Origin of the sequence: Methanobrevibacter sp. (assembly GCF_045130115.1) — an archaeon.
Classification (GTDB): Archaea; Methanobacteriota; Methanobacteria; order Methanobacteriales; family Methanobacteriaceae; genus Methanocatella.
Window position 1 is genome coordinate 52,428 of record NZ_JBGUPC010000046.1, and the last position, 19,576, is coordinate 72,003.

Consider the following 19,576-nt stretch of genomic DNA (forward strand, 5'->3'; position numbering starts at 1 on the left):
ATAATTACCTCATTTTATTGTTAATTATAGGTTACCTCTGAAGCATATATAAAGATTTTGTCACTTTTTAAGGGTTAAAAGTAACAAATTTATATAGTATTAACTAAATAACAATAAACATGGACGAGAATATAGCTACACTTAAGGGAATTGGGCTGACAATGTATGAGGCTCAAGCATATGTAACGCTCACTTCATTAATTCAAGGGACAGCCGATGAAGTATCAAAAAGCTCAGGCATTCCTCGAAGTAAAATATATGATGTGTTGAAGAAGCTGAACGAAAAGAATTTCATTGAAGTCGAGGATGGAAGGCCACTGACCTATATCGTCAAATCTCCGGTCGAAGTCCTGAACCGTGAAAAGGAAAGGCTGAACTCTGAAATCGACGACAGCATAAGCAGACTGACAAACATCTATGAAAACGGAATGAGCCAGGTTCAGGCCCCGATATGGAGAATATACGGTGTCGAAAAAATCATCAACCAGGAAGTCGAAATCATTAAAAGGGCCAAAAATACCATCAACATGAGAATAGGATTTCTGTTTGAGGGTGAAGGGGAGGCATTGATAAATGCATTTGAAAAAAGACGAAGCTTAAAAGTGAATATACTGGCTTCACCAACATGCTACATCAACAACGAAGAGGTAAATATCATCAAAATGTTTAAGGACCACAACATCAATATCCAAAAGGCAGACATACCATTTGTTAAAGTTCTGATTTCCGATTCAAAGGAGATGATGCACACATATACCAAGTTCAGTGAAGACAAGCGTAACGTCATTCCCGAAACCGCAATTGGAATCTGGAACAAATACGAGGATGTTGCAAGAAACTATGATGAAAGGTTTGAAAACCAACTTAAAAAAATAAAAAAAAGAAGTAACAAGCCGAAGCAAGTTACTTAACGATTATTTTAACTTTTTTGGTCACTTTGTTGTAGTATGCATTGCCCTTAAAGGTAATTGCAGCTGTAAATTTACCTTTTTTCTTCAGGCTTTTGATTTTAAAGGTGGCTTTGCCTTTACTGTTTGTTTTGACAGTGTACTTTTTGCCTTTGACCTTTAGGGTGACTTTAACCTTTTTGATTGCTTTTCCTTTACTATTCTTCAGGGCTACTGTGTATTTTTTGACTTTTGTGACCTTTTTGAACTTTTTGTTTTTGGCGACAATCTTTGTCTTTTCCTTGTTAATTGTTATTTTGACTGTTTTTGAGGCAGTATTGTAATTTGAGTCTGCAAATTTAATCACAAGGTTTTTCTTGCCTGCCTTTGCAGCTTTTAGGATTTTTGCCGTTAAGGTGATTGTTGCAACGCCTTTGTCATCGGTTTTAGCAGAACCTATGCTTTTGCCGTTCAATGTGAATGTTACTGTTTTACCGGCGAGGAGCTTGCCCTTTGCATCCTTAAGCACAACACTGTATTTTCCACCATAGTTGATGACATACTCCTTGCTTGCGGCCACAATTGCAGCGTTCTGTTTCAAGACACTGAATGTAACCGGTGAAGTTGCACTATAATTCATTCCGGAATAGGCAACATTAAGGTCATATCTTCCTGCATTCAAGCCTGAAAGTATGATTTTTCCACGTCCATTTTCCACATTGGCTGTGTGGTTTTCACCGTTAATCATGACTGATACTGTTCCGTCAATTGGTTCATGGAGCTTGCCTGTGACGTTCACGGTAATTTCCACGTTTCCTCCATAGGCAACATTATCAGTGACATTAATGACTGTCAGAAGTGCAAGATATGCCGGTCCGAGATTTTCCGGACTCACATTGTCCAATTTGAATGATCCCTCCCCGTTTAATGCAACATTGTTTGTTCCGGAATCTGCAGTATTGTCCTTAAACTCGGAATTGGCGATTGTGGTGTTTTCCACATCATCATTCGCATATATTGCTCCTCCATTATTTGCATGGTTACCTTCAAATGTGACATTATCAAACAATCCATTCATGACAGCACGGTTGTAGCTTATTGCCCCACCCTTCATTTTTGCGGAATTATCAACAAATGAAGTGTTCTTGTAGGTATCTGTGTCTGACCCGTAAAGGACAAACAATGCCCCTCCGTTTTTGGATGCAGTATTGGCGATGAATGAGACATGATTGAATGAATTTAATTCCGTATTTGAATCCACGTTTATTGCTCCGCCATTGCGTCCGCTATTGTTCATGAATGTGACGTTGTCAAATGTTGCATTCATCAAAGTCCTATGGAAATTGATTGCGCCGCCGTCTTCAGTAAGTGCAGCATTATCTGTGAATGATACGTTTCTGAAGGCGTCGGAATCAGATGAATAAAGGACGTATAATGCTCCGCCGTTCTTTCCTGCAGTGTTGCTGATGAATCGGGTACTGTTGAACAGATTTTTTTCGGAATTTCGATCTATATTTACGGCCCCTCCGTTTCGTCCGTTATTATGTTCAAAAGTGCAATTGTCAAACACTCCATTTCTCAAATCCCAATAAACGTTTATTGCTCCTCCGTCTTCGGAAGCGACATTACTGATGAATGAAATGTCTTTACAGACCATAGAATTTAAATTGCGAAGGACATATATCGCTCCGCCGTTCTTTCTTGCAGTATTGCTGATGAAACTGGTGCGATTGAATAAAGTGGATTCAGTGCTGCTGTCCACATTTATGGCACCACCATTCCTTCCGAAGTTATTCATGAAGGTTACATTGTCAAATACTCCATTTATGAGATTCCTATAGAAATTGATTGCACCTCCATCTCCTATTTCGGCAGTATTATTCATAAATATGGAATTTCTAAATGTATTTGAATCGGAAACATCTGAAACATAGATTGCACCACCATTGCCCGCAGCATCATTGAAATTGAAGATTGTGTTTTCGATTGTGACATTCGAAATGGCCTTGAAGTACAATGCACCTCCATCGCCATATGCATTATTTGCAAGAAAACCGCAATTGCTGATTATGCAATCTGAAATGTTATTATTGAAGATAATGGCGCCTCCATTATCTGCCAATCCTTCTTTGAATATGATATTATTCAAAACAACATTTTTTGTGGCATTTATATTGAATATTCTGGAAAAGCAGGAAGCCTCAATTGCGAATCCATTACCCTCAATGGTTATTGCTTTTGTTATATTGATCCCTTCGCTTGAAAAATTGCCGTCATTGACATAATTCTTCCTCAGATATAGTGTACCGCCTTCAGCAACGGCATCGATTTCATCCTGCAGTTCCTTGAAAGTTCCATTGGATAAAGTATAGTTATAGATAAGTTCGTATACAATTCCCTCCTCAATCCTGCTTTTGCAGAAATAAATATTTTCTACCTGAAAATGATTGGAGATTTGCCTTGCCATGACTATTCCCGGAATCAACGTGTTTATTCTGTCGGGGGCCACGTCAGATATTATCCTATAGCTTTCGTCAGGGTTTTCAAGGAGCTTGGCCAACAGTGCATCCAATGTAGATAAGGGAATGACGTAAGTCTCATTGTCAATATAGCCCAGATAGATTAGTGTCTGCTTGACATAGAATAAAGTTCCTCCCATTCCATACAGGTCATCCACAGGGAAGGAATTGTTGGCGTGGAGCTTGCCCAATTCCATTTCCACCCTGTTTTGGATATTAAGTATTTCAGTTTCATTGGGAAACATTGAACTGACGTAGTCCTCATAGCATGACCGTGATCCGATAGGCATGCTTTCCATTGAAACAGGATTTCTGTCTGTAAAAGCAACAACTTCGCAGCTTCCGCCGCCAATGTCAATAACTAGCCCGTTATCACTTGTCAAATCTACGAATCTCACTGCATCGAATACCGCTTGCGCTTCCTCTTTTTCGCTCAGTATATGCAAATCAATGCCCAAAGCATTTTTTACAGCAGTGCAAACCTCACCACAATTGTCGAGTTTTCTTAAACTGGCAGTTGCAAAGAAATATTTGACGGTGACGTTGTTTGAATCCATTATTCCATCAAAATCATCAAGCAGCAGTATCAGTCGGTCGATTCCTTCCTGGGTGAGTACATTGCCCTCCTTATAGGTGGCGGTGATGGACTCCCTATTGTCGGAAAGTATGAATTCAAGCTTGCCATTTTCCTCTTTAATGATACTCAATGACATCACATTGGATCCCAAATCTGCAATCCCATACAGGTCATAGGTGCTTTGTGAAGTTGAACAACCGTCAGTTAACAGATTGCCCAAATCCTCACTTTCCATAGCTATAAAATCACCGTCAGGATTCTCATCCGATTTTAATGTTGAATCGGGAGTGAAGGTGCCGTTCTGCAATTCCGGCAATGTTGCAACATCTCCTTCACATCCCATTTCTTCAGCAGTTATTTGTTCCATTACCGGCGCTTCATCGTCACAGACAATTTCACCTGTAGCGTTACCTGCAGCACTGACCGCCGAAAAGGACAGCAGCCCTACAAGAAATATCGCCAGAATGAAGAATTTATTATTTAGCAAAAATCATTCCCCCATATTATATGATTAACTATAATATATCTTTATCATCATTACTTATAAACCAATAATGGAATGAAAACTAATTTTTACAGACATATTGAAAAAATAGTTTGATGTAAAAAATAGTATACATTTAGATTTAAAAAAAAGAAAATATGTTATCAGTCCGCAAGGGTCCAATAACATCTTTTAGGAGAAACAATTGTTTCATCCTTTTTCAAGTCCTTCATGATTTTGTCGACTTCCTTTTTGTCTACGCCAGATATTTCACTGACCTTTTTAGCATTCAACGGTTCATCAGAACTTCTGAATGCTTCTATTACTTTTTCTCTGTCATCCATATTATCACCTAAACAATCTTAAGAGTTAAAATTTATAACTTTTTAAAGTTCAGCAAAGCGGATAACCCCCATCTGAACAGGACAATTCCTGATGCCCCTCCTTTTTTGGCATATTGCGCATCCTTGAACAGTTCATCATATGACAATTTTTCAAGATCGGAATCAGACCTGTAAGTTTGCAATCCTGCCCATATTTGAGCCCCCTTGGAACTCTTCACAAATGCCTTAGTGGTCTTTTTAATCCATTTGTCCCCTGCATGATAATTTCCTTTATAAATCATAGGAACAATTACATCCAGATGCTCGGACATTGCAGAAACATCCTGAGCATAATAATATTTCATGCAATTCGGCTCAGGCATCACTGCCGAGGATACAATGATTCCAGGTTTAACGTCCCTAACGGATTTGCTTGCCTGCTCAATGAAATAATTGACTGCCTTGACTGCATTTTTATACTTATAGGCGGTTCCGGGAAATCTTGTATAATCAAAGTGTATTCCATCAACTTCCTTAAAGCCCGCATAGTATCTGGCTTGTTTAATTATCTTATCCATGTGCTTATAGTTATATTTGCCGTTGTGGGTGCATGGCGGAATATATTCTCCCTTATAAAATACGGACATCCACATGTGAACTTTCATTCCGTATTTGTGGGCCTTTTTAATCCATTTTATTACATCTTTTTTTCCATGCAAATCAAAAGCCGTGTGAAGCAGGAATATGTGCTTTGTCCCAAGTTTGGAAAGCTTTTTGAGATTAACATTTTTCATGCTCCATCGGTTAACCCAATATCCATCCCCTTTTTTCAATTTGGATTTGACAGTCACATTTCTATAAGCTGATGATGCCAGATATTTGCCGCTTTGAGAAAAGCCATATTTGATTTTGTTTTTTCCCTTTTTAAGGTTTATGTAAAATTTGGCAACACCTATCTTGTTGGTCTTTGACTTGTATGTTTTGCCATTGACTCTGATTTTAACCGTTTTGCCGGGAACACGGTTGCCGTAAACATCGAACAGCTTAAGATGAAAAACCGATTTTACGCCCTGACAATGATTCCGGGTTTTGTCAACAAGTTTTACGAAAGTCTTCATGTATGATTTTACAGTAAGTGTCGAAGTTCCATTTGAGGCTGCGTAGTTGTCATCACCTGCAAAAAAATAGCAAACCTCATAGGTTCCGGTTTTGAGTTTGAAGTTTATGGTTGCCTTACCGTCTGAATCTGTTGTCTCATTATACTCAACATCATTTAAAGTTATTGTAACAGGTTTTTCAGCAAGAGCACTTCCATTGGAAGTTAATTCAATAGTGAAAGTGTCTTCATAATCCACATAGGATATTTTATCCGAAGCTGAAATGTTTGTTGACGATTTGCCCTCATCATCATCGATTACATCCTCATCTCCTGCCAATACCTCATCCAACTCACCTTCGACATTAGACGTCCCATGTGAATCTTCATCAAAGGAAGTTAAATTATCGCAAGCAACATTTTCACTTGCAGATATCACAGAAATAGATAAAAATAATGTTAAGAGAATAATAAAACAGATTATTGTTTTATTTCTCATGTATTCACTCCATTTAAAAGATATGTATTTGGGATACTTAAATGTTTGCTCACATGAATTTCTCTTCAAAATCCATTAAAGTCTCTAAAAGGAAATGATCAAGACAATCTACAGTCTCATCATAAATATCTTCAGGCACATCCCAATATGCAGATGCGATGCTTCCTGCAATTGCCGCCTGAGTATCTGCATCACCACCAAGGGAAATGGCATTTCTGATGGTGTCCTCAAAATCTTTGGCCTCCAAAAAGCAGATTATGGACTCAGGCACACTGTCCTTGCATGAAATTTCAAATTTATAGGTGGGACGAATCTCATCCAGAGATGATGACAAGTCATAATCGTATCTCACTTCAATATGTTCCCTGATTTCATCCTTGCCTGCACCAATCCTTGCAAGGTAAACCGCATCGGATGTTGCAAGTGCGCCGATTACACCATCAGGATGGTTGTGAGTGACGATAGATGAAGTTCTGGCCAAATCCTGAGCTTCCTCCAGGGAGTCCGCCACCCATGCACAGGGGGAAACTCTCATTGCAGAGCCGTTCGCCCAGCTTCCGTAAGGTTCTGGAGATTCCTGTTTAAGCCAGTTATAAAAATTGCGCCCATAACCGGCATTAGGATACCTGTTGCCAAAATATTTAAGATTTTTGATTAAGACATCCTTTGAAGTCTTGTCTTCACATAACCATTTTGCAATAGCCAGTGTCATTACAGTATCGTCAGTGAATTGTGAATAATAACTGAATAAATCAAACTCTTTTGTTTTGATAGGTCGATTCTCATAAACTGATCCTATCACGTCACCGCTAATTGCACCAATTATTCCTTTCATGAATATATATTTGATTTTAATACATTAATAAGATACTATTATCATATTGGAAAATTGTCTCAATCCTGTAAACTAATTTTTCCAAATCGTCCCTTTTTGAATTTCAAGAATTGAAATGAATATTTTTGAGTATTACTACAAGCACAATTTAGTAATATAAAATTGAAAAAGATTAAAAGCTTATTTACTATTATTTTAATATATTCTAATAGTGATTAAAATGAGTTGCTGGAAATATTGGCCAAAAATCGAGGAAATCGCAAACAAATTAGAAGATTATGGAATTGATTCCTTAAATGACATGTCTTCCCTGAATGATGTTGATTTGGATGAAATAACACTATTATTGGATGAAATAGAAGTCATTGCACACGATGAAACAATAGATTTTGATTCAGCAAAGCATATCTTGGATGATAAGAAGATGAACAGCGCCCTGAAGCTTATCAGAAAATTCTATCTCTACATCGGTGCAAGACTGGAGACAAACAACGCAACGGAAATAATCGAATCAGATGACCCTAAGGCAACGCTGGACACATTCCATTTCTATGAAAGATATCAGGGCCTGCTTACAAATGAATCAAAACTGGCGCATTGGCATGAGGACAAAACCTTTGTTTTTGTTGGAAGCGGACCTTTGCCTTTGACACTGATACTGTTCAGGGAAAAATTCGGCTGCAAATGCATAGGCATCGAAATACAGGAGGAAGTGGCCGAACTGTCCCGGGAAGTTATCAGAAAATTAGGCCTCAATGACGGCATCGAAATCCTTGTCGGAGACGAAACACTGCTCAAGGACATTGATTTTGACATATTGATGGTGGCGGCATTCGCCGAACCTAAGGAAAGGGTATTCTCCAATGTCTGGGAAATCGTTGATGAAAAGACACCTGTTCTTGTCAGAACATACAGCGGTATGAGAGCTATCCTCTATGCTCCCCTAACAGATACTATCCTCAGAGGATTCCACAAGGAAATCATGCTACTTCCAATAGGAAATTCAAACAATACAAGCGTGCTTCTGAGAAAAGTGATTTGAAAATTTCTTTTCTCTTTTTTTAAAAAATTAGAGGATGGGACACAAAATTTTTAATGGATTTTTGTTTTTTAGATTTATTTAATTTGTCTTATTTTTTAGTTGTTTTTTCTGTGTATTTCGTTGTATATTCTTTTTAAGTTGTGTCCAATTGCATATAATCTAAATTCTGTATCTACTTGTTTTAATCCTATTGTTTTTAATTCTGTTAGGTGCATGTTTTGTTTTATGTGTACAAATGGTAGTTCTGCTGTTTTTGAGTGTAATTTGTATATTCTTTTGCTTCAGGTGTTTCCATTTTTCTTTGCATTCTAATTTTGGAAGGATTTCAATAGTCTTGAATTATTCTGGATTTGTTTCCTTTTGCGCAGAATGCTTGCATTGGCAGTATTTACATTCTTTTGTCCAATGGCTAATCTAGGTTTGTCATCGTATGTGTATTCGCTGATTCTGCATAATTGTTGTCCTAATGGGCAGACATATGTTTGTATTTCATTGTTGTAGGTGAAATTGTCTTTTCCGAAGAATTTATCGGATGTATCATATTTTTTTGTTTCTCTTGCGAGTTTTCGTGAAGATATGTAGCCATCTAGGCCGTTTTCTTCAAGATATTCTGTGTTGGCATCTGTGGAATATCCAATATCGGCACTTACTTGGAAATTGAAAGGTATTTCATCGAATATTTCTGTTAAATTTGATTTTACTTGTTCCATTAATGGAATAAGTTCATAGGGTCTGATGGATTGTTTGTAATGCATGATGCGAGTATTATTCCTTTGTATTCATCTACTGCGATTTGTCCGTTGTAATCAAATTCCCATCGTCCTTTTTTATTTTTCATAAAGCGTGCATTTGGGTTATTAATACTAATTACATCTTTTTCGGACTCGTTGAGTTTTTCTTCGAGTGTTTCGATTTTTTCTATGATTTTTTCAGGACCTTTTTCTGCTTGTTTTAAGAGCTTTTTACTGGAAGCTCTTAATTTATCTTTGTTTCTACCATCTTTTGACGATTCTTTAACTTTTTCATAGACTTTATTTGAATTTTTCTTCATTTGTTAGTGTTTCGGGAACAGTATTTCTAGATTCTTCACCTAATTCTTCATCTTCTACATCTAATTTAATACTTTCTTCAAGATGTTGTTTCATAATTTTTAATTGTTGTTAATTTGTTAATTTGTTCATGGATGTTTTTGCTTTTATTTTAGTTCCATCTAAACTCACAGGATGAATTTTAACTAAATATTCATCGGTTGCTATTTTCATAGTCGTTTTAAATGCTTCATCAATTAGATCAGAATATTCACGCTTGAATCTTAAAATTGTACGATAACTGGGATGCTGCATACCTGCCAAGTACATATAACCCACGTCTGTCTGAGTTCTTCGTTCAATTTCGCGTGAAGATAATCCTCCATCAAAAACACTCATTAAAACTAATCTAAGCAATAATTCACGAAGATAAACAAATCACCAGGCATATCAGCAAACTCACGGTTCGCTTCAGAACAATCAATATGATCAGCCACATTTTTAATAAAATAGCACGGATAATCTTTTGGAATCAATTTCCTCAAGTCCATAGGTACCAACATGGTCTGATAATAATATCATCTTTTAAAACCCTAAATAAAAGAACCATAAAGATTTAAATCCATAATAATAGATTATACTTCATAGTAATAAAATTAAAGGAAAAATAAGTAAAAAAAAATTAAAAATTAGTGAGTTCGTGTCCCCCCCTCAAAAAGTAAAAAAATAAGGAATAATGAGAAAAGTTAGGCACTTCTCTCAAGTACAAAATCTGCAATGTCAGCAAGTATCTGTTTAGATGAAGAGTCGTCCAATATTTCGAGCACTTCTTTTGCTTTGACTACAGATTCTTGAGCCAAATTGCGAGCATATTCAATGGCGCCACAATTTGTTAAAATCTCAACTGCTTCATCTATCTCATCTTGAGAATTATTGTCAGATTTTAAGATTTCTAGTAACCTGTCATCATCAACACTTGCCAAACCCTTGATTGCAATGATTGTCATCTTGCCCTTGCCGATGTCGGAACCGATAGGTTTTCCAAGAGTTTCCTCATCAGCCGCAATATCAAGATAATCATCCTGAATTTGGAAAGCAAGACCAATCAAACGACCATACTCATACATTGCGTCAATCACTTCATCATCTGCGCCACCCATAATTGCTCCTGCTTTAGTGGCGGCCGCAATCAATGCACCTGTCTTTTTGAAGATCATTTCCATGTATTCATCTTCAGTAACATCAAACCTGTCTTCAAAGCCCATGTCTGATGCCTGACCTTCACAGATTTTAACGCATGCATCTGCAACGGTAGCCAAAGCCTTGTTGTTCTGTTCTGAGCTTGTTCCTTCAGAACAAATGATTATCTCAAAAGCTTTTGAAAATAGGGTGTCTCCGGCAAGAATTGCAACATCATCTCCCCAAACCTTATGGACGGAAGGCATTCCCCTTCTCATGTCATCCTGATCCATGATATCATCATGTATTAAGGAAAATGTATGAATCAGTTCAATGGCCGCACCTGTCTTAAGAGCGGATTCACGTTTTCCACCAACAGCTTCGGCAGTTATTAATGTCAAAGCCGGCCTTAGCATTTTTCCTCCAGCACGAGTTAAGTAAACTGATGCTTCAGCCAAATTATCTGGAGTTATGGTAGCTAATTCTTCCTCAATAGTTTTTGTAATGTCTGTTGAATAATTTCCCAGTACTTCTTTTACATCACTCATAATAATCCCTCTTTAACTTCTAAAAACTTGTGCTTGAGCATTTCTCAAAATATGAATGTCATATCCAATTCTGTAACCTTCCTCTTCAGCAAGCTCAGCATAAGCCGCAAGCATTGATAAGTCTCCGTGTGCCGGTATGATATGCTGTGGTTTCAACATACGTAGGAATTCACGATGGTCTTCCCTTCCAGCGTGCCCGGAAACGTGAGCATTAGGATAAATTCTTGCACCCTTTACCTTCAATCTCCTTTCCATGATGTGCCTGTTGGCCGCATTGGTAGGGTTTGGAATAATAGGTGCTGAAATAATAACATTATCTCCTTTTTTAATGTTGAAAGGAGTTCTTCCGCTAGCAATTCTTGGAAGCAATGCATCCGGTTCTCCTTGGTGACCTGTAGTTACAAGCAAGTAATTTGCACGGTCTTCATCTGCCTTCATCAAAGCCTTATTGACTGCTTTTGGAGATCCGTAAATGCTGGCATTTTCAGGTAATTTCAAGATTCCCAATTTCTGTGCAATACCGCAGAACCTTTCCATTGAACGGCCAAGGAAAAATATTTCCCTATGGCTTTTTTTGGCAATGTCTGCAATGGCCTGCACACGTTCAACGTGGGATGAAAATGTGGTAACAATCATACCTGTCTTTTCATACAATGGCCCTCTCATTACATCTTCCAATATGTTTTTTGCAACCCTTTCTGAATGGGTCTTTACCTCATCAAAATTTTTGGCATTGGTTGTCTCGACAATTAATGCAAGCACTCCTTTTTTGCCCAACTCTTTTAATCTCTTATAATCAGGAGGAGGAGACACCTTCTGATGGTTGTCAAATTTAAAATCAAGTGCATATACAATGACTCCTTCAGGAGTATGCAATACCGGAAACACCGCCTGAGGAATACTGTGTGTTGACTGTACAAATTCCAATGTGATGTCTTTTGAAAGCTTTACCTTGCTTCCAGGGTTCAATACCTTGATTGGATTTGACACCTTGAATTTGCGTTCCCCTTTAATCTGTTTTTCTATTAAAGCAGAAGTATATGGTGTTCCGATTAACGGTGCATCATATCTGTGAGCAAGTTTAGCAACAGCACCGATATGGTCCAGGTGCCCGTGAGAGAAAACTATTCCCTTTACCTTACCATCAACATCTTTCATCAATGTATCGTCAGGAATAACTCCCCTTTCAATCAAATCTAAACTGTGCATTCTGTCGATATCAGTGTCCTCGTGCATACTAATCCTATCTAGGTGAATCCCCATATCAAAAATAACAACATCGTCACCTATACGGATAGCAGTCATGTTTTTCCCGACTTCCTGATATCCTCCTATAGCGATAACTTCTACGCTCATGTTTCATCTCCTTGAATAACTCTTTGTGTTAATACCTCTTTCATTTAGCCATTCCCTTGTTTTTCCGCGAATAACTAAATTAGATTGTTTCAATTCTTCAATATTATTTGCTCCAACTAAAAACATAGCAATTCTTAGTGAATCATTAAATCTATCAATAAATGTGTTTAAAGCTTCCTGAGAAGCACAATTTTTTAAAAATGGTAATGCCATACCGACCGCATCCGCTCCGAGAGCGATGGCCTTTGCGGCTTCAAGACCTGTACGTATACCTCCGGATGAAATGACTGGAACATCAACTGCATTTGTAACTTCAACAGTGCTGATTGCAGTTGGAATTCCCCAATCCCAGAATATTTCTCCAAGGTATCTGTCTTCTGCACGGTATGTTTCGACAGCTGCCCAGCTAGTTCCGCCAGCTCCTTCAATATCAATGAAATCAACGCCCACTTCAACCAGTGTCCTGGCTGATTCCGCTGAAATTCCACAGCCTGTTTCCTTTGCAAGAACCGGAATGTCGACAGTGTCGGTGATTTTGCCGATCAAATCAGTATATCCCCTGGCATCCAAGTCGCCTTCAGGCTGAATTGATTCCTGAAGAGGATTCAAATGAATGGCAAGGATGTCTGCATCCAATATTTCAACCGCTTTTTGAGCCAAATTAAGTTGAGGTGCCCCAATATTGCCGACAAGCAAACAGTCCGGTGCATTTTCACGAACCACACTATAAGTGTCTGCAAGTTCAGGATGTTCACATGCAGCCCTTTGGGAACCGACTCCCAAAGCAATTCCATTATTCTCAGCTGCGATTGCCAATTGCTTGTTGACTTCCTTAGCGGCAGGATGGCCTCCTGTAATAGCTGTAATAAATAAAGGTGAGTCTAATTTTTTACCAAAAACTGAAGTTGACAAATCAATTTCGTTCTTATCAACCTCCGGCAAAACGTTATGGATCAGTTCTATATCTTCAAATCCGGTAGTCTTGTCCTTAAACTCAACATCATAATTTTCACAAATTAATAAATGCTCTAATTTTCTATCTGAAATCATGTGTTAATTTCCCCTTGAAATTATTGTTCCTTTAACCGGTTTATTTTCCAATACTTTGAAAATATTGTCTTCGACTTCGGCATTTATTATTTTAGATTCAATTCCTAAATCTGCTAATTGTAAAAGCTCTTTAATCTTTCCAACCATGCCCCCGGTTACATCGACATTGGTTGTTCCTTCGAGAGTGTCCAAATCTTCAAGTGATGTGAACTTATCAAAAAATATGGCATCATCATGTGTTTTAGGATTCTTGTTATAAACCCCGTCAACATCAGTCCCCAGAATAACCTGGTCAGGTGAGAGGTTTTTAGCCAAGTATTGTATTAACTGGTCACCGGAAATAACGCAAAATTCCAAATCATCATCCAAGACTACATCGCCGTAAATGACTGGAATGAATCCTTTTTCAAGATAATTTTTAAATAAATCGAGATTTCCATTGGTAATCCTTTTGTTTGTTGCAGTTATAAAACTAGAAGCCGGAATGGCAATGACCGGAATGCCTTCAGCAATGAAAGCTTCGCAAATGAACATGTTCAATTTCTTAACTTCATTTTGAATCTCGCAAAAACCTAATCTTTTTTGAGGATACTGTGATTCATCGAATTCTTCACCTATTTTATGTTTCTTTGCCGGAGGATGTCCGAAAGAACCTGCACCATGAACAATGACTAACTGTTTAGGTGATGCATCCATAGAAGCTTTGATTTCAGATGCGATTCTTTTAAGGCTCAAATCGTCTACTTCACTTTCCTTTGAGTCCTTGTTTGTTAAAATACTGCCGCCAATTTTTAAAATAATCATTAAATCACTTATAAACCCTTGAAGAAACTCCTTTTCGAGTAAATCTGATCTTCAGAATGTTGTCATCACGGTCAATGGCTTCCGCAACTTCCTCAACCTTGCCAGGACAAAGAGCAATGATACTGCCCCCTCCGCCGGCACCGGTAGTTTTGGCACCTATTGCACCTGCTTCCCTTGCATTGTATACCATACGGGACAATTCCAAAGTGTTTACACCTAAAGTATCTAAAAATCCATGATTAATGTTCATCAATTCGCCGATTTTGGCGAAATCCCTTTTTAAAATAGCCTGTTTTGCATAATTGGTCAGGTTACCCATTGATGTAATAACCGGATTGATGATTTTCGGATTTCTGTCCTTACGATTTTTGACATCCTTAACCATCTTGCCTGTGTTTCCATGCTTGGTGGTGTAACCTACAACAAATGGAACATTAAAATTAACGTTAAAGTGTTCAACTTTCTTGTTTCTTGACAAATAGACAAGTCCTCCGTAAGTTGAAACCAAAGTATCCAACGGACTTGCAACTCCCTGAACGGCCTGCTCAACCATATGAGCATCATGTGCAAGGGACTGTTTGTTAAAACGAATATTATGGTATCTGTATAATGCAGCAAGGGTAGCTACTGTTACTGCTGCGGATGATCCGAGACCTGAACCAATAGGAACATTTGAATTAAGAGTAATGTCTATTGGAGTATGGTCATGTACTCGATAAAGAGACTCTAAAATATATCTAATAATACCTGGTTTTCCCTTAAGCAAAACATATTTTTTATGTTGTGTAAGTAATTCAGCTTCAAAACCAATGTCTGGAGCTCTAAAAATAGTTGCATCATCTTCTGATGGCTTAATAGTAATATAAGCTCTTTTGTTGACTGCTCCCGCTATAGCAGGCTCGCCATAAACTACAGAGTGCTCACCAAACAATATTGTTTTTGCCGGAGCAGAGGCTTTAGCTATCATAAATACACCTTATTTAAAAACACCTGAAGCATAACCTACAACTGACGTGAAATCACCAGTGACATCGCCACTAGTCCCATAAGCCAATATTTCACTAGTGTGTTTGCCACATCTTTTGGAAAGGGACATGGTGGCCATTACAGGCGCATAACCGCACATGGTAATGTTATACTGGATGACTTCCTCAAAAAGTTTGAATTCATTCATTTCCTCAATATCCTCAAGGACGAATCCATCAACCTTGTTTGCCTTCTCCTGATTGTTGAAATGAGACAGGTCAGTACTTGCAATAACACAATAGGATTTGTTTAATTTGTTTGCAGCCTCAAAGATTGCATTTGACAAATCGTTTGAAGTGACAAAATCCTGCTTGCCCATTGTGATTGGAACTATCATAAAATCAGTTGAAAAATATTGTAGGAATGGCAACTGAACTTCAATGCTGTGTTCACGAATATGGGCTGTGAAATCCGCAGATGCAATGTCTGAAAATTCAATGATGCTGTCTGCAAACTCATTGTCCACACACACATTACCTAAAGGTGTGGCCCATTCTCCTTCGTTGAATACAGATATTTCACTACCAAATCCAGTATGGTTAGGACTTATAATAATAAAAACTTCAGGAAAACCATTTTTAACGATTTCACAATAGCCATGAGAGGCTATCGGACCAGAATATTGATAACCTGCATGAGGAACCATAACATTGATAGGGTACTCTTCACCGTCGAATGATTCAAGTTTCGGAATGTAACCTACACCGGAATCATCCAAAAAGCAACTTTCAATAAGTTCTTTCAATCTGTCTGGGTCATTTGGATAAAATGCTCCAGCCACAGCAGGTTGTCTTAACATCTGACTCACTTAAAATTTAAGTTCGAATTCAGTAGAATCAATATCAAGGTCACCGTCTTCTGGGATGTCTCCTCTTTCTCTTAAGATTTGTCTTGCAAGTAACCAGTAAACTAAAGCGATAGCTTTTCTACCTTTGTTGTTTACAGGTACAGCAATATCAACAAAACTGAGTAAGTTTTCAGTATCACATAATGCAACTACTGGAATACCGTTTTGTTTGGATTCTAAAATTGCTTGTGCATCTGATCTTGGGTCAGTTACAACAATAATTTTTGGTTCAATGAATTTAGCGTAATTTGGGTTTGTTAAGGTACCTGGGATGAATCTTCCTGGAATGGTTTTAGCGCCAGTTAATTCACCGAATTTTTTAACAGGAGCTTGACCGTATTGACGGGTAGCAACTACTAAAATGTCTTCAGGGTCGTATTTTGCTAATAATTTTGCGATTTGTCTGATTCTTTCATCAGTTTTTTGAATATCTAATACATATAAACCGTCAGATCTTACTCTGAATATGTATTTTTCCATGTCACTAGTTTTTTGCTGGGTACCAATGTGTAAACCAGCAGCTAAATAATTATCTAAGTCTATTAAAAGTTCTTCATTTACCATTTTTTCACCTACAATTTAAAAGTCATCTTCAATTTTAATACATTCATTAGGACAAACGTCCATACATACTTCACAATAACTACAGTCTTCAGGATTGTTAATTGTAATTTTATCTCCTTCAAGGACTAATACTTCCATTGGGCAAACATCAGCACATTCAGCGCAGTCAGCACCATCACATTTATCGTAATCAAGAATTACTTTTGACATAATATACTCTCCTCATTTTTTAAATTTACCCATTCTTGAATTTGGAAGTTTTTCCTCTATCCTAATAAGCTCATTCAATTTAGCTATTCTTTCCCCACCGATAGCTCCTGTTTTAATCAAAGGAGAGTTAAAACCAACAGCCAAATGGGCAATAGTGTCATCAGTGGTTTCACCTGAACGGTGTGAAACGACAGGCACAATACCATTTTCCTTAGCCAACTTAACAGTAGCATAGGTTTCAGATAATGAACCGATCTGATTTGGCTTGATAATAATTGCGTTAGCCGCATTCATCTCAATGCCTTTAGCTAAAAGCTCTTTATTAGTTGTGAATAAATCATCTCCACAAATGAGACATTTGTCCCCAACTTTAGAAGTTAATTGAGCAAATCCTTCAAAATCAGATTCGTCAAATGGGTCTTCTACATAAAACATTTTATAAGTATCAATGATTTCCTTTACGAAATCGATTTGATCACCGGTATCCCTTTTGATACCATCCTGAGCATAAACATATTTCTGCTCATCTGCATTCCACATTTCGGATGCAGCCATATCTAAAGCAGACCTGATTTCAATACCTATCTCATCACCGACTTCCTCACATGCCTGAGCTTGAATCTCTAAGGCATCTGCATTAGCGATATTAGGTACCCATCCGCCTTCATCTCCTTTACCCCCGGTAAAAGATGAATCTTTAGATTGGATTAATTCTTTTAATTTTTTGTGAATAGAAGCATTTGCAAAAATTCCATCAACCATATTGGTAGCTCCAATCGGAACAACCAGGAATTCTTGAATGTCAGGAGCATTAACACCTGCATGAGCACCACCATTCATCATATTGCCCAACGGATACGGCAATTCATTAGTGAAATTGCCTCCAATATATTGATAAAGGGGCATATTATAGGATGATGCTGCAGCTTTAGCAGTAGCCATAGAAATAGCAACAGTAGTGTTGCCTCCAATAGCAGCCAAATTATCAGTACCGTCAATCTCTTTTAATATTTCATCAATAGTGGCAACATCACATGCATCCATTCCAATAAGTTCGGAAGCGATAAGGTCTTCCATTTCACTTACTACAACGTCAACCCCTCCTTCAGGGAATGATACTACCTCTCTTGAACCGGTACTTGCTCCACTTGGTGCAGCTGCTCTACCAAAACCATTCCATGTAATTACATCCACTTCTATGGTCGGATTGCCTCTGCTGTCCAAAATCTTTCGGACTTGGACATCTTCTATTATACTATCCAAAAAAACACCTCAGTGTCATTCAATTTATTACCAACCAACCTATATTTTGAAAAAATTAGTAAGTTTCTTTATAGAGTTATGTTGGTATTTACTATTTTTTTTAAATAATTGGAGAAAAATAGATTAAATCTATTCATCTCTAATAACATCTAATGGTAAAACTCCAGCTTTGAGTTCTTCGTAAGCTATGTCAATCGGATCTAAGGAGTCAGTAATGTCAACTAGAGGTTTTGCTCCCATAGATATTTGAATTGCTCTAGCTCCAAGAATTCTAGCTCTTTCAAACCTTGTCAATTTTTTTTCAACATCCATGAATATTACTTCCATTTTTTAGGCATTTTACCAAGATTATATCTTTCTGAAAAAATATCCCTACAATTGTTTATTCCCAGGTTTCGACATGGGAAATCAACATTCTTCTACAACAGTATCTAGTTAAACCTAAATCATCTAAAACATCTTTAGATTTTTCACCAGCAGCAACTCTTTTGTTATATTCATCAAAGTATGCTGATACAGGTTTTCCGCAACTTAAGCATCTTATAGGAATCATTTATATCATCTTTTTTAATTTAAATAAAATATAAAAGTACAGAATTTATCTGTAACTTTTTTGTTTACGTGCTCTTGCTCCAGGACCACCATATTTTTTAGGTTCGGAACGTCTTGGATCACCTACTAACATGGTTCTGTCATAGTGAATGAATTTTTCTTTTAAATCCATATCTTGAGACCATTGTACGAGTCCTTTTGCAATTACCATACGTGCAGCTTCAGCTTGACCCATTACTCCTCCACCAATAACGTGGATATTGATATCCACTTGATTAGCTAAGTCTCCAGCTAAGGTTAATGGTTCTTGTAATTTCAAGTTAGCAAGCTCAGGAGAATAAAGTTCTAAAGGAACTTTGTTAATTCTAACTTTACCGGTTCCTTCGCGAACAGTACCTCTTGCGATAGCTGTTTTACGTTTTCCACTAGTATGAATAACTTTAACCATAATAACACCTACTTATCTAAAAGGTAGCTCCTAAAAGTTTGGAGATTTCTCCTAATTCGATACCTTTTTTAAGATCTTTGTATTCTGCTTCAGGAACTGCGGTGAGTTCAGCATCAGCATATTCAGCAGGTACGCCAACGAAAGCTTTTAAGCCTTTGTATGCTGTTTTACCTTTGGATTTTTTGAAAGGTAACATTCCTCTTACAGTTCTTCTAAATATATCATCTGGTCTTCTAGGATATTTTGGACCTAAGTCACGAGGGTTTGAAATACTTGCCCTGTCGACTCTTTGTTTGTATTTAGCGTAAGCCCAATCCTTGTTACCAGTTAACATGATTTTTTCAGCGTTGAGAATTACTACTTCTTCGCCTTCTAAAAGATTTTTACTAGTTACACTAGCTAATCTTCCTAAAACGCATCCTTCTCCATCAATAATCAT

Annotated in this window: 24 protein-coding genes; 2 read left to right on the top strand and 22 right to left on the bottom strand. The window is 37.5% G+C overall.

Going from position 1 to position 19,576, the window contains the following annotated elements; all coding sequences use genetic code 11:
• Positions 1-119 precede the first annotated feature (119 nt).
• Positions 120-911 carry a TrmB family transcriptional regulator gene (locus tag ACJMML_RS07985; RefSeq protein WP_405306804.1) on the top strand — a complete coding sequence of 264 codons (792 nt, stop codon included), beginning with the start codon at positions 120-122 and terminating at the stop codon, positions 909-911.
• On the opposite strand, the gene ACJMML_RS07990 is transcribed toward ACJMML_RS07985, so the two are convergent.
• The 4 genes from ACJMML_RS07990 to ACJMML_RS08005 form a co-directional block, all read right to left on the bottom strand.
• Positions 904-4,470: an Ig-like domain repeat protein gene (locus ACJMML_RS07990; protein ID WP_405306805.1), complete on the bottom strand. Its 3,567-nt coding sequence runs from the start codon at positions 4,468-4,470 to the stop codon at positions 904-906. The two genes, ACJMML_RS07985 and ACJMML_RS07990, sit on opposite strands and share 8 nt — an antisense overlap.
• A gap of 161 nt (positions 4,471-4,631) precedes the next feature.
• Positions 4,632-4,811 (bottom strand): MarR family transcriptional regulator, encoded by a 180-nt coding sequence (locus ACJMML_RS07995; protein WP_303738549.1) that lies wholly within the window; start codon positions 4,809-4,811, stop codon positions 4,632-4,634.
• Positions 4,812-4,843: 32 nt separating this feature from the next.
• Positions 4,844-6,385 carry an Ig-like domain repeat protein gene (locus tag ACJMML_RS08000; protein WP_405306806.1) on the bottom strand — a complete coding sequence of 514 codons (1,542 nt, stop codon included), beginning with the start codon at positions 6,383-6,385 and terminating at the stop codon, positions 4,844-4,846.
• A 49-nt stretch (positions 6,386-6,434) separates the two neighbouring features.
• Entirely contained in the window at positions 6,435-7,220 is a 786-nt protein-coding gene (locus ACJMML_RS08005) for an ADP-ribosylglycohydrolase family protein (RefSeq protein ID WP_405306807.1), read from the bottom strand.
• A 220-nt stretch (positions 7,221-7,440) separates the two neighbouring features.
• Between ACJMML_RS08005 and ACJMML_RS08010 the strand changes: the two genes are divergently transcribed.
• A complete protein-coding gene (locus ACJMML_RS08010; protein ID WP_405306808.1) occupies positions 7,441-8,262 on the top strand; it encodes a nicotianamine synthase family protein in 822 nt (273 codons plus the stop codon).
• Positions 8,263-8,357: 95 nt separating this feature from the next.
• Here the strand turns inward: ACJMML_RS08010 and ACJMML_RS08015 are convergent, their stop codons facing one another.
• From ACJMML_RS08015 to ACJMML_RS08100, 18 genes are all read right to left on the bottom strand, one after another.
• Positions 8,358-8,534 carry a transposase gene (locus ACJMML_RS08015; RefSeq protein WP_405306822.1) on the bottom strand — a complete coding sequence of 59 codons (177 nt, stop codon included), beginning with the start codon at positions 8,532-8,534 and terminating at the stop codon, positions 8,358-8,360.
• Positions 8,535-8,570: 36 nt separating this feature from the next.
• A complete protein-coding gene (locus tag ACJMML_RS08020; protein ID WP_405306809.1) occupies positions 8,571-9,017 on the bottom strand; it encodes a hypothetical protein in 447 nt (148 codons plus the stop codon).
• Entirely contained in the window at positions 8,972-9,313 is a 342-nt protein-coding gene (locus ACJMML_RS08025) for a hypothetical protein (protein ID WP_405306810.1), read from the bottom strand. Before ACJMML_RS08025 ends, ACJMML_RS08020 begins: the two co-directional genes overlap by 46 nt.
• Before the next feature lie 109 nt (positions 9,314-9,422).
• The gene (locus ACJMML_RS08030) at positions 9,423-9,689 is read right to left on the bottom strand and encodes a transposase (RefSeq protein WP_405306811.1); all 267 of its coding nucleotides are present in this window, start codon (positions 9,687-9,689) and stop codon (positions 9,423-9,425) included.
• Between the two features lie 5 nt (positions 9,690-9,694).
• The gene (locus tag ACJMML_RS08035) at positions 9,695-9,853 is read right to left on the bottom strand and encodes a hypothetical protein (protein ID WP_405306812.1); all 159 of its coding nucleotides are present in this window, start codon (positions 9,851-9,853) and stop codon (positions 9,695-9,697) included.
• Between the two features lie 183 nt (positions 9,854-10,036).
• Positions 10,037-11,017 (bottom strand): short chain isoprenyl diphosphate synthase IdsA, encoded by a 981-nt coding sequence (gene idsA, locus ACJMML_RS08040; RefSeq protein WP_405306813.1) that lies wholly within the window; start codon positions 11,015-11,017, stop codon positions 10,037-10,039.
• Between the two features lie 12 nt (positions 11,018-11,029).
• Positions 11,030-12,373 carry an RNase J family beta-CASP ribonuclease gene (locus tag ACJMML_RS08045; RefSeq protein ID WP_405306814.1) on the bottom strand — a complete coding sequence of 448 codons (1,344 nt, stop codon included), beginning with the start codon at positions 12,371-12,373 and terminating at the stop codon, positions 11,030-11,032.
• 3 nt (positions 12,374-12,376) lie between these two features.
• A complete protein-coding gene (gene fni, locus ACJMML_RS08050) occupies positions 12,377-13,423 on the bottom strand; it encodes a type 2 isopentenyl-diphosphate Delta-isomerase (RefSeq protein ID WP_405306815.1) in 1,047 nt (348 codons plus the stop codon).
• A gap of 3 nt (positions 13,424-13,426) precedes the next feature.
• Positions 13,427-14,227, bottom strand: a complete 801-nt coding sequence (locus ACJMML_RS08055) for an isopentenyl phosphate kinase (protein ID WP_405306816.1) — start codon at positions 14,225-14,227, stop codon at positions 13,427-13,429.
• Between the two features lie 4 nt (positions 14,228-14,231).
• Positions 14,232-15,194, bottom strand: coding sequence for a mevalonate kinase (mvk, locus tag ACJMML_RS08060; protein WP_405306817.1), 963 nt, complete (start codon positions 15,192-15,194; stop codon positions 14,232-14,234).
• Between the two features lie 9 nt (positions 15,195-15,203).
• Positions 15,204-16,052 (bottom strand): AmmeMemoRadiSam system protein B, encoded by an 849-nt coding sequence (gene amrB, locus ACJMML_RS08065; protein WP_405306818.1) that lies wholly within the window; start codon positions 16,050-16,052, stop codon positions 15,204-15,206.
• 9 nt (positions 16,053-16,061) lie between these two features.
• The gene (gene rpsB, locus ACJMML_RS08070) at positions 16,062-16,664 is read right to left on the bottom strand and encodes a 30S ribosomal protein S2 (RefSeq protein WP_292888383.1); all 603 of its coding nucleotides are present in this window, start codon (positions 16,662-16,664) and stop codon (positions 16,062-16,064) included.
• A 15-nt stretch (positions 16,665-16,679) separates the two neighbouring features.
• Positions 16,680-16,874 carry a 4Fe-4S dicluster domain-containing protein gene (locus ACJMML_RS08075; protein ID WP_292604242.1) on the bottom strand — a complete coding sequence of 65 codons (195 nt, stop codon included), beginning with the start codon at positions 16,872-16,874 and terminating at the stop codon, positions 16,680-16,682.
• 12 nt (positions 16,875-16,886) lie between these two features.
• Positions 16,887-18,137 (bottom strand): phosphopyruvate hydratase, encoded by a 1,251-nt coding sequence (gene eno / locus ACJMML_RS08080; protein ID WP_405306820.1) that lies wholly within the window; start codon positions 18,135-18,137, stop codon positions 16,887-16,889.
• Between the two features lie 129 nt (positions 18,138-18,266).
• Positions 18,267-18,464 (bottom strand): DNA-directed RNA polymerase subunit K, encoded by a 198-nt coding sequence (locus tag ACJMML_RS08085; protein ID WP_292604238.1) that lies wholly within the window; start codon positions 18,462-18,464, stop codon positions 18,267-18,269.
• 55 nt (positions 18,465-18,519) lie between these two features.
• The gene (locus tag ACJMML_RS08090) at positions 18,520-18,690 is read right to left on the bottom strand and encodes a DNA-directed RNA polymerase subunit N (protein WP_042694539.1); all 171 of its coding nucleotides are present in this window, start codon (positions 18,688-18,690) and stop codon (positions 18,520-18,522) included.
• 45 nt (positions 18,691-18,735) lie between these two features.
• A complete protein-coding gene (locus ACJMML_RS08095) occupies positions 18,736-19,137 on the bottom strand; it encodes a 30S ribosomal protein S9 (protein ID WP_303738561.1) in 402 nt (133 codons plus the stop codon).
• Between the two features lie 16 nt (positions 19,138-19,153).
• Positions 19,154-19,576: 50S ribosomal protein L13 (locus ACJMML_RS08100; protein WP_303738565.1), on the bottom strand; the 423-nt coding region annotated here is incomplete at its 5' end.

Bases quoted from the DNA above. Each gene is read 5' to 3' on its own strand.
- ACJMML_RS08075 (WP_292604242.1), bottom strand. From the start codon at position 16,874: ATGTCAAAAGTAATTCTTGATTACGATAAATGTGATGGTGCTGACTGC.
- ACJMML_RS08095 (WP_303738561.1), bottom strand. From the start codon at position 19,137: ATGGTTAAAGTTATTCATACTAGTGGAAAACGTAAAACAGCTATCGCA.
- ACJMML_RS07985 (WP_405306804.1), top strand. From the start codon at position 120: ATGGACGAGAATATAGCTACACTTAAGGGAATTGGGCTGACAATGTAT.
- amrB (WP_405306818.1), bottom strand. From the start codon at position 16,052: ATGTTAAGACAACCTGCTGTGGCTGGAGCATTTTATCCAAATGACCCA.
- ACJMML_RS08090 (WP_042694539.1), bottom strand. From the start codon at position 18,690: ATGATTCCTATAAGATGCTTAAGTTGCGGAAAACCTGTATCAGCATAC.
- ACJMML_RS08085 (WP_292604238.1), bottom strand. From the start codon at position 18,464: ATGGAAGTAATATTCATGGATGTTGAAAAAAAATTGACAAGGTTTGAA.
- fni (WP_405306815.1), bottom strand. From the start codon at position 13,423: ATGATTTCAGATAGAAAATTAGAGCATTTATTAATTTGTGAAAATTAT.
- ACJMML_RS08030 (WP_405306811.1), bottom strand. From the start codon at position 9,689: ATGAGTGTTTTTGATGGAGGATTATCTTCACGCGAAATTGAACGAAGA.
- ACJMML_RS08045 (WP_405306814.1), bottom strand. From the start codon at position 12,373: ATGAGCGTAGAAGTTATCGCTATAGGAGGATATCAGGAAGTCGGGAAA.
- ACJMML_RS07995 (WP_303738549.1), bottom strand. From the start codon at position 4,811: ATGGATGACAGAGAAAAAGTAATAGAAGCATTCAGAAGTTCTGATGAA.
- rpsB (WP_292888383.1), bottom strand. From the start codon at position 16,664: ATGGTAAATGAAGAACTTTTAATAGACTTAGATAATTATTTAGCTGCT.
- ACJMML_RS08035 (WP_405306812.1), bottom strand. From the start codon at position 9,853: ATGTTGGTACCTATGGACTTGAGGAAATTGATTCCAAAAGATTATCCG.
- mvk (WP_405306817.1), bottom strand. From the start codon at position 15,194: ATGATAGCTAAAGCCTCTGCTCCGGCAAAAACAATATTGTTTGGTGAG.
- ACJMML_RS08055 (WP_405306816.1), bottom strand. From the start codon at position 14,227: ATGATTATTTTAAAAATTGGCGGCAGTATTTTAACAAACAAGGACTCA.
- ACJMML_RS08005 (WP_405306807.1), bottom strand. From the start codon at position 7,220: ATGAAAGGAATAATTGGTGCAATTAGCGGTGACGTGATAGGATCAGTT.
- ACJMML_RS08025 (WP_405306810.1), bottom strand. From the start codon at position 9,313: ATGAAGAAAAATTCAAATAAAGTCTATGAAAAAGTTAAAGAATCGTCA.
- ACJMML_RS08010 (WP_405306808.1), top strand. From the start codon at position 7,441: ATGAGTTGCTGGAAATATTGGCCAAAAATCGAGGAAATCGCAAACAAA.
- idsA (WP_405306813.1), bottom strand. From the start codon at position 11,017: ATGAGTGATGTAAAAGAAGTACTGGGAAATTATTCAACAGACATTACA.
- ACJMML_RS08020 (WP_405306809.1), bottom strand. From the start codon at position 9,017: ATGCATTACAAACAATCCATCAGACCCTATGAACTTATTCCATTAATG.
- ACJMML_RS08000 (WP_405306806.1), bottom strand. From the start codon at position 6,385: ATGAGAAATAAAACAATAATCTGTTTTATTATTCTCTTAACATTATTT.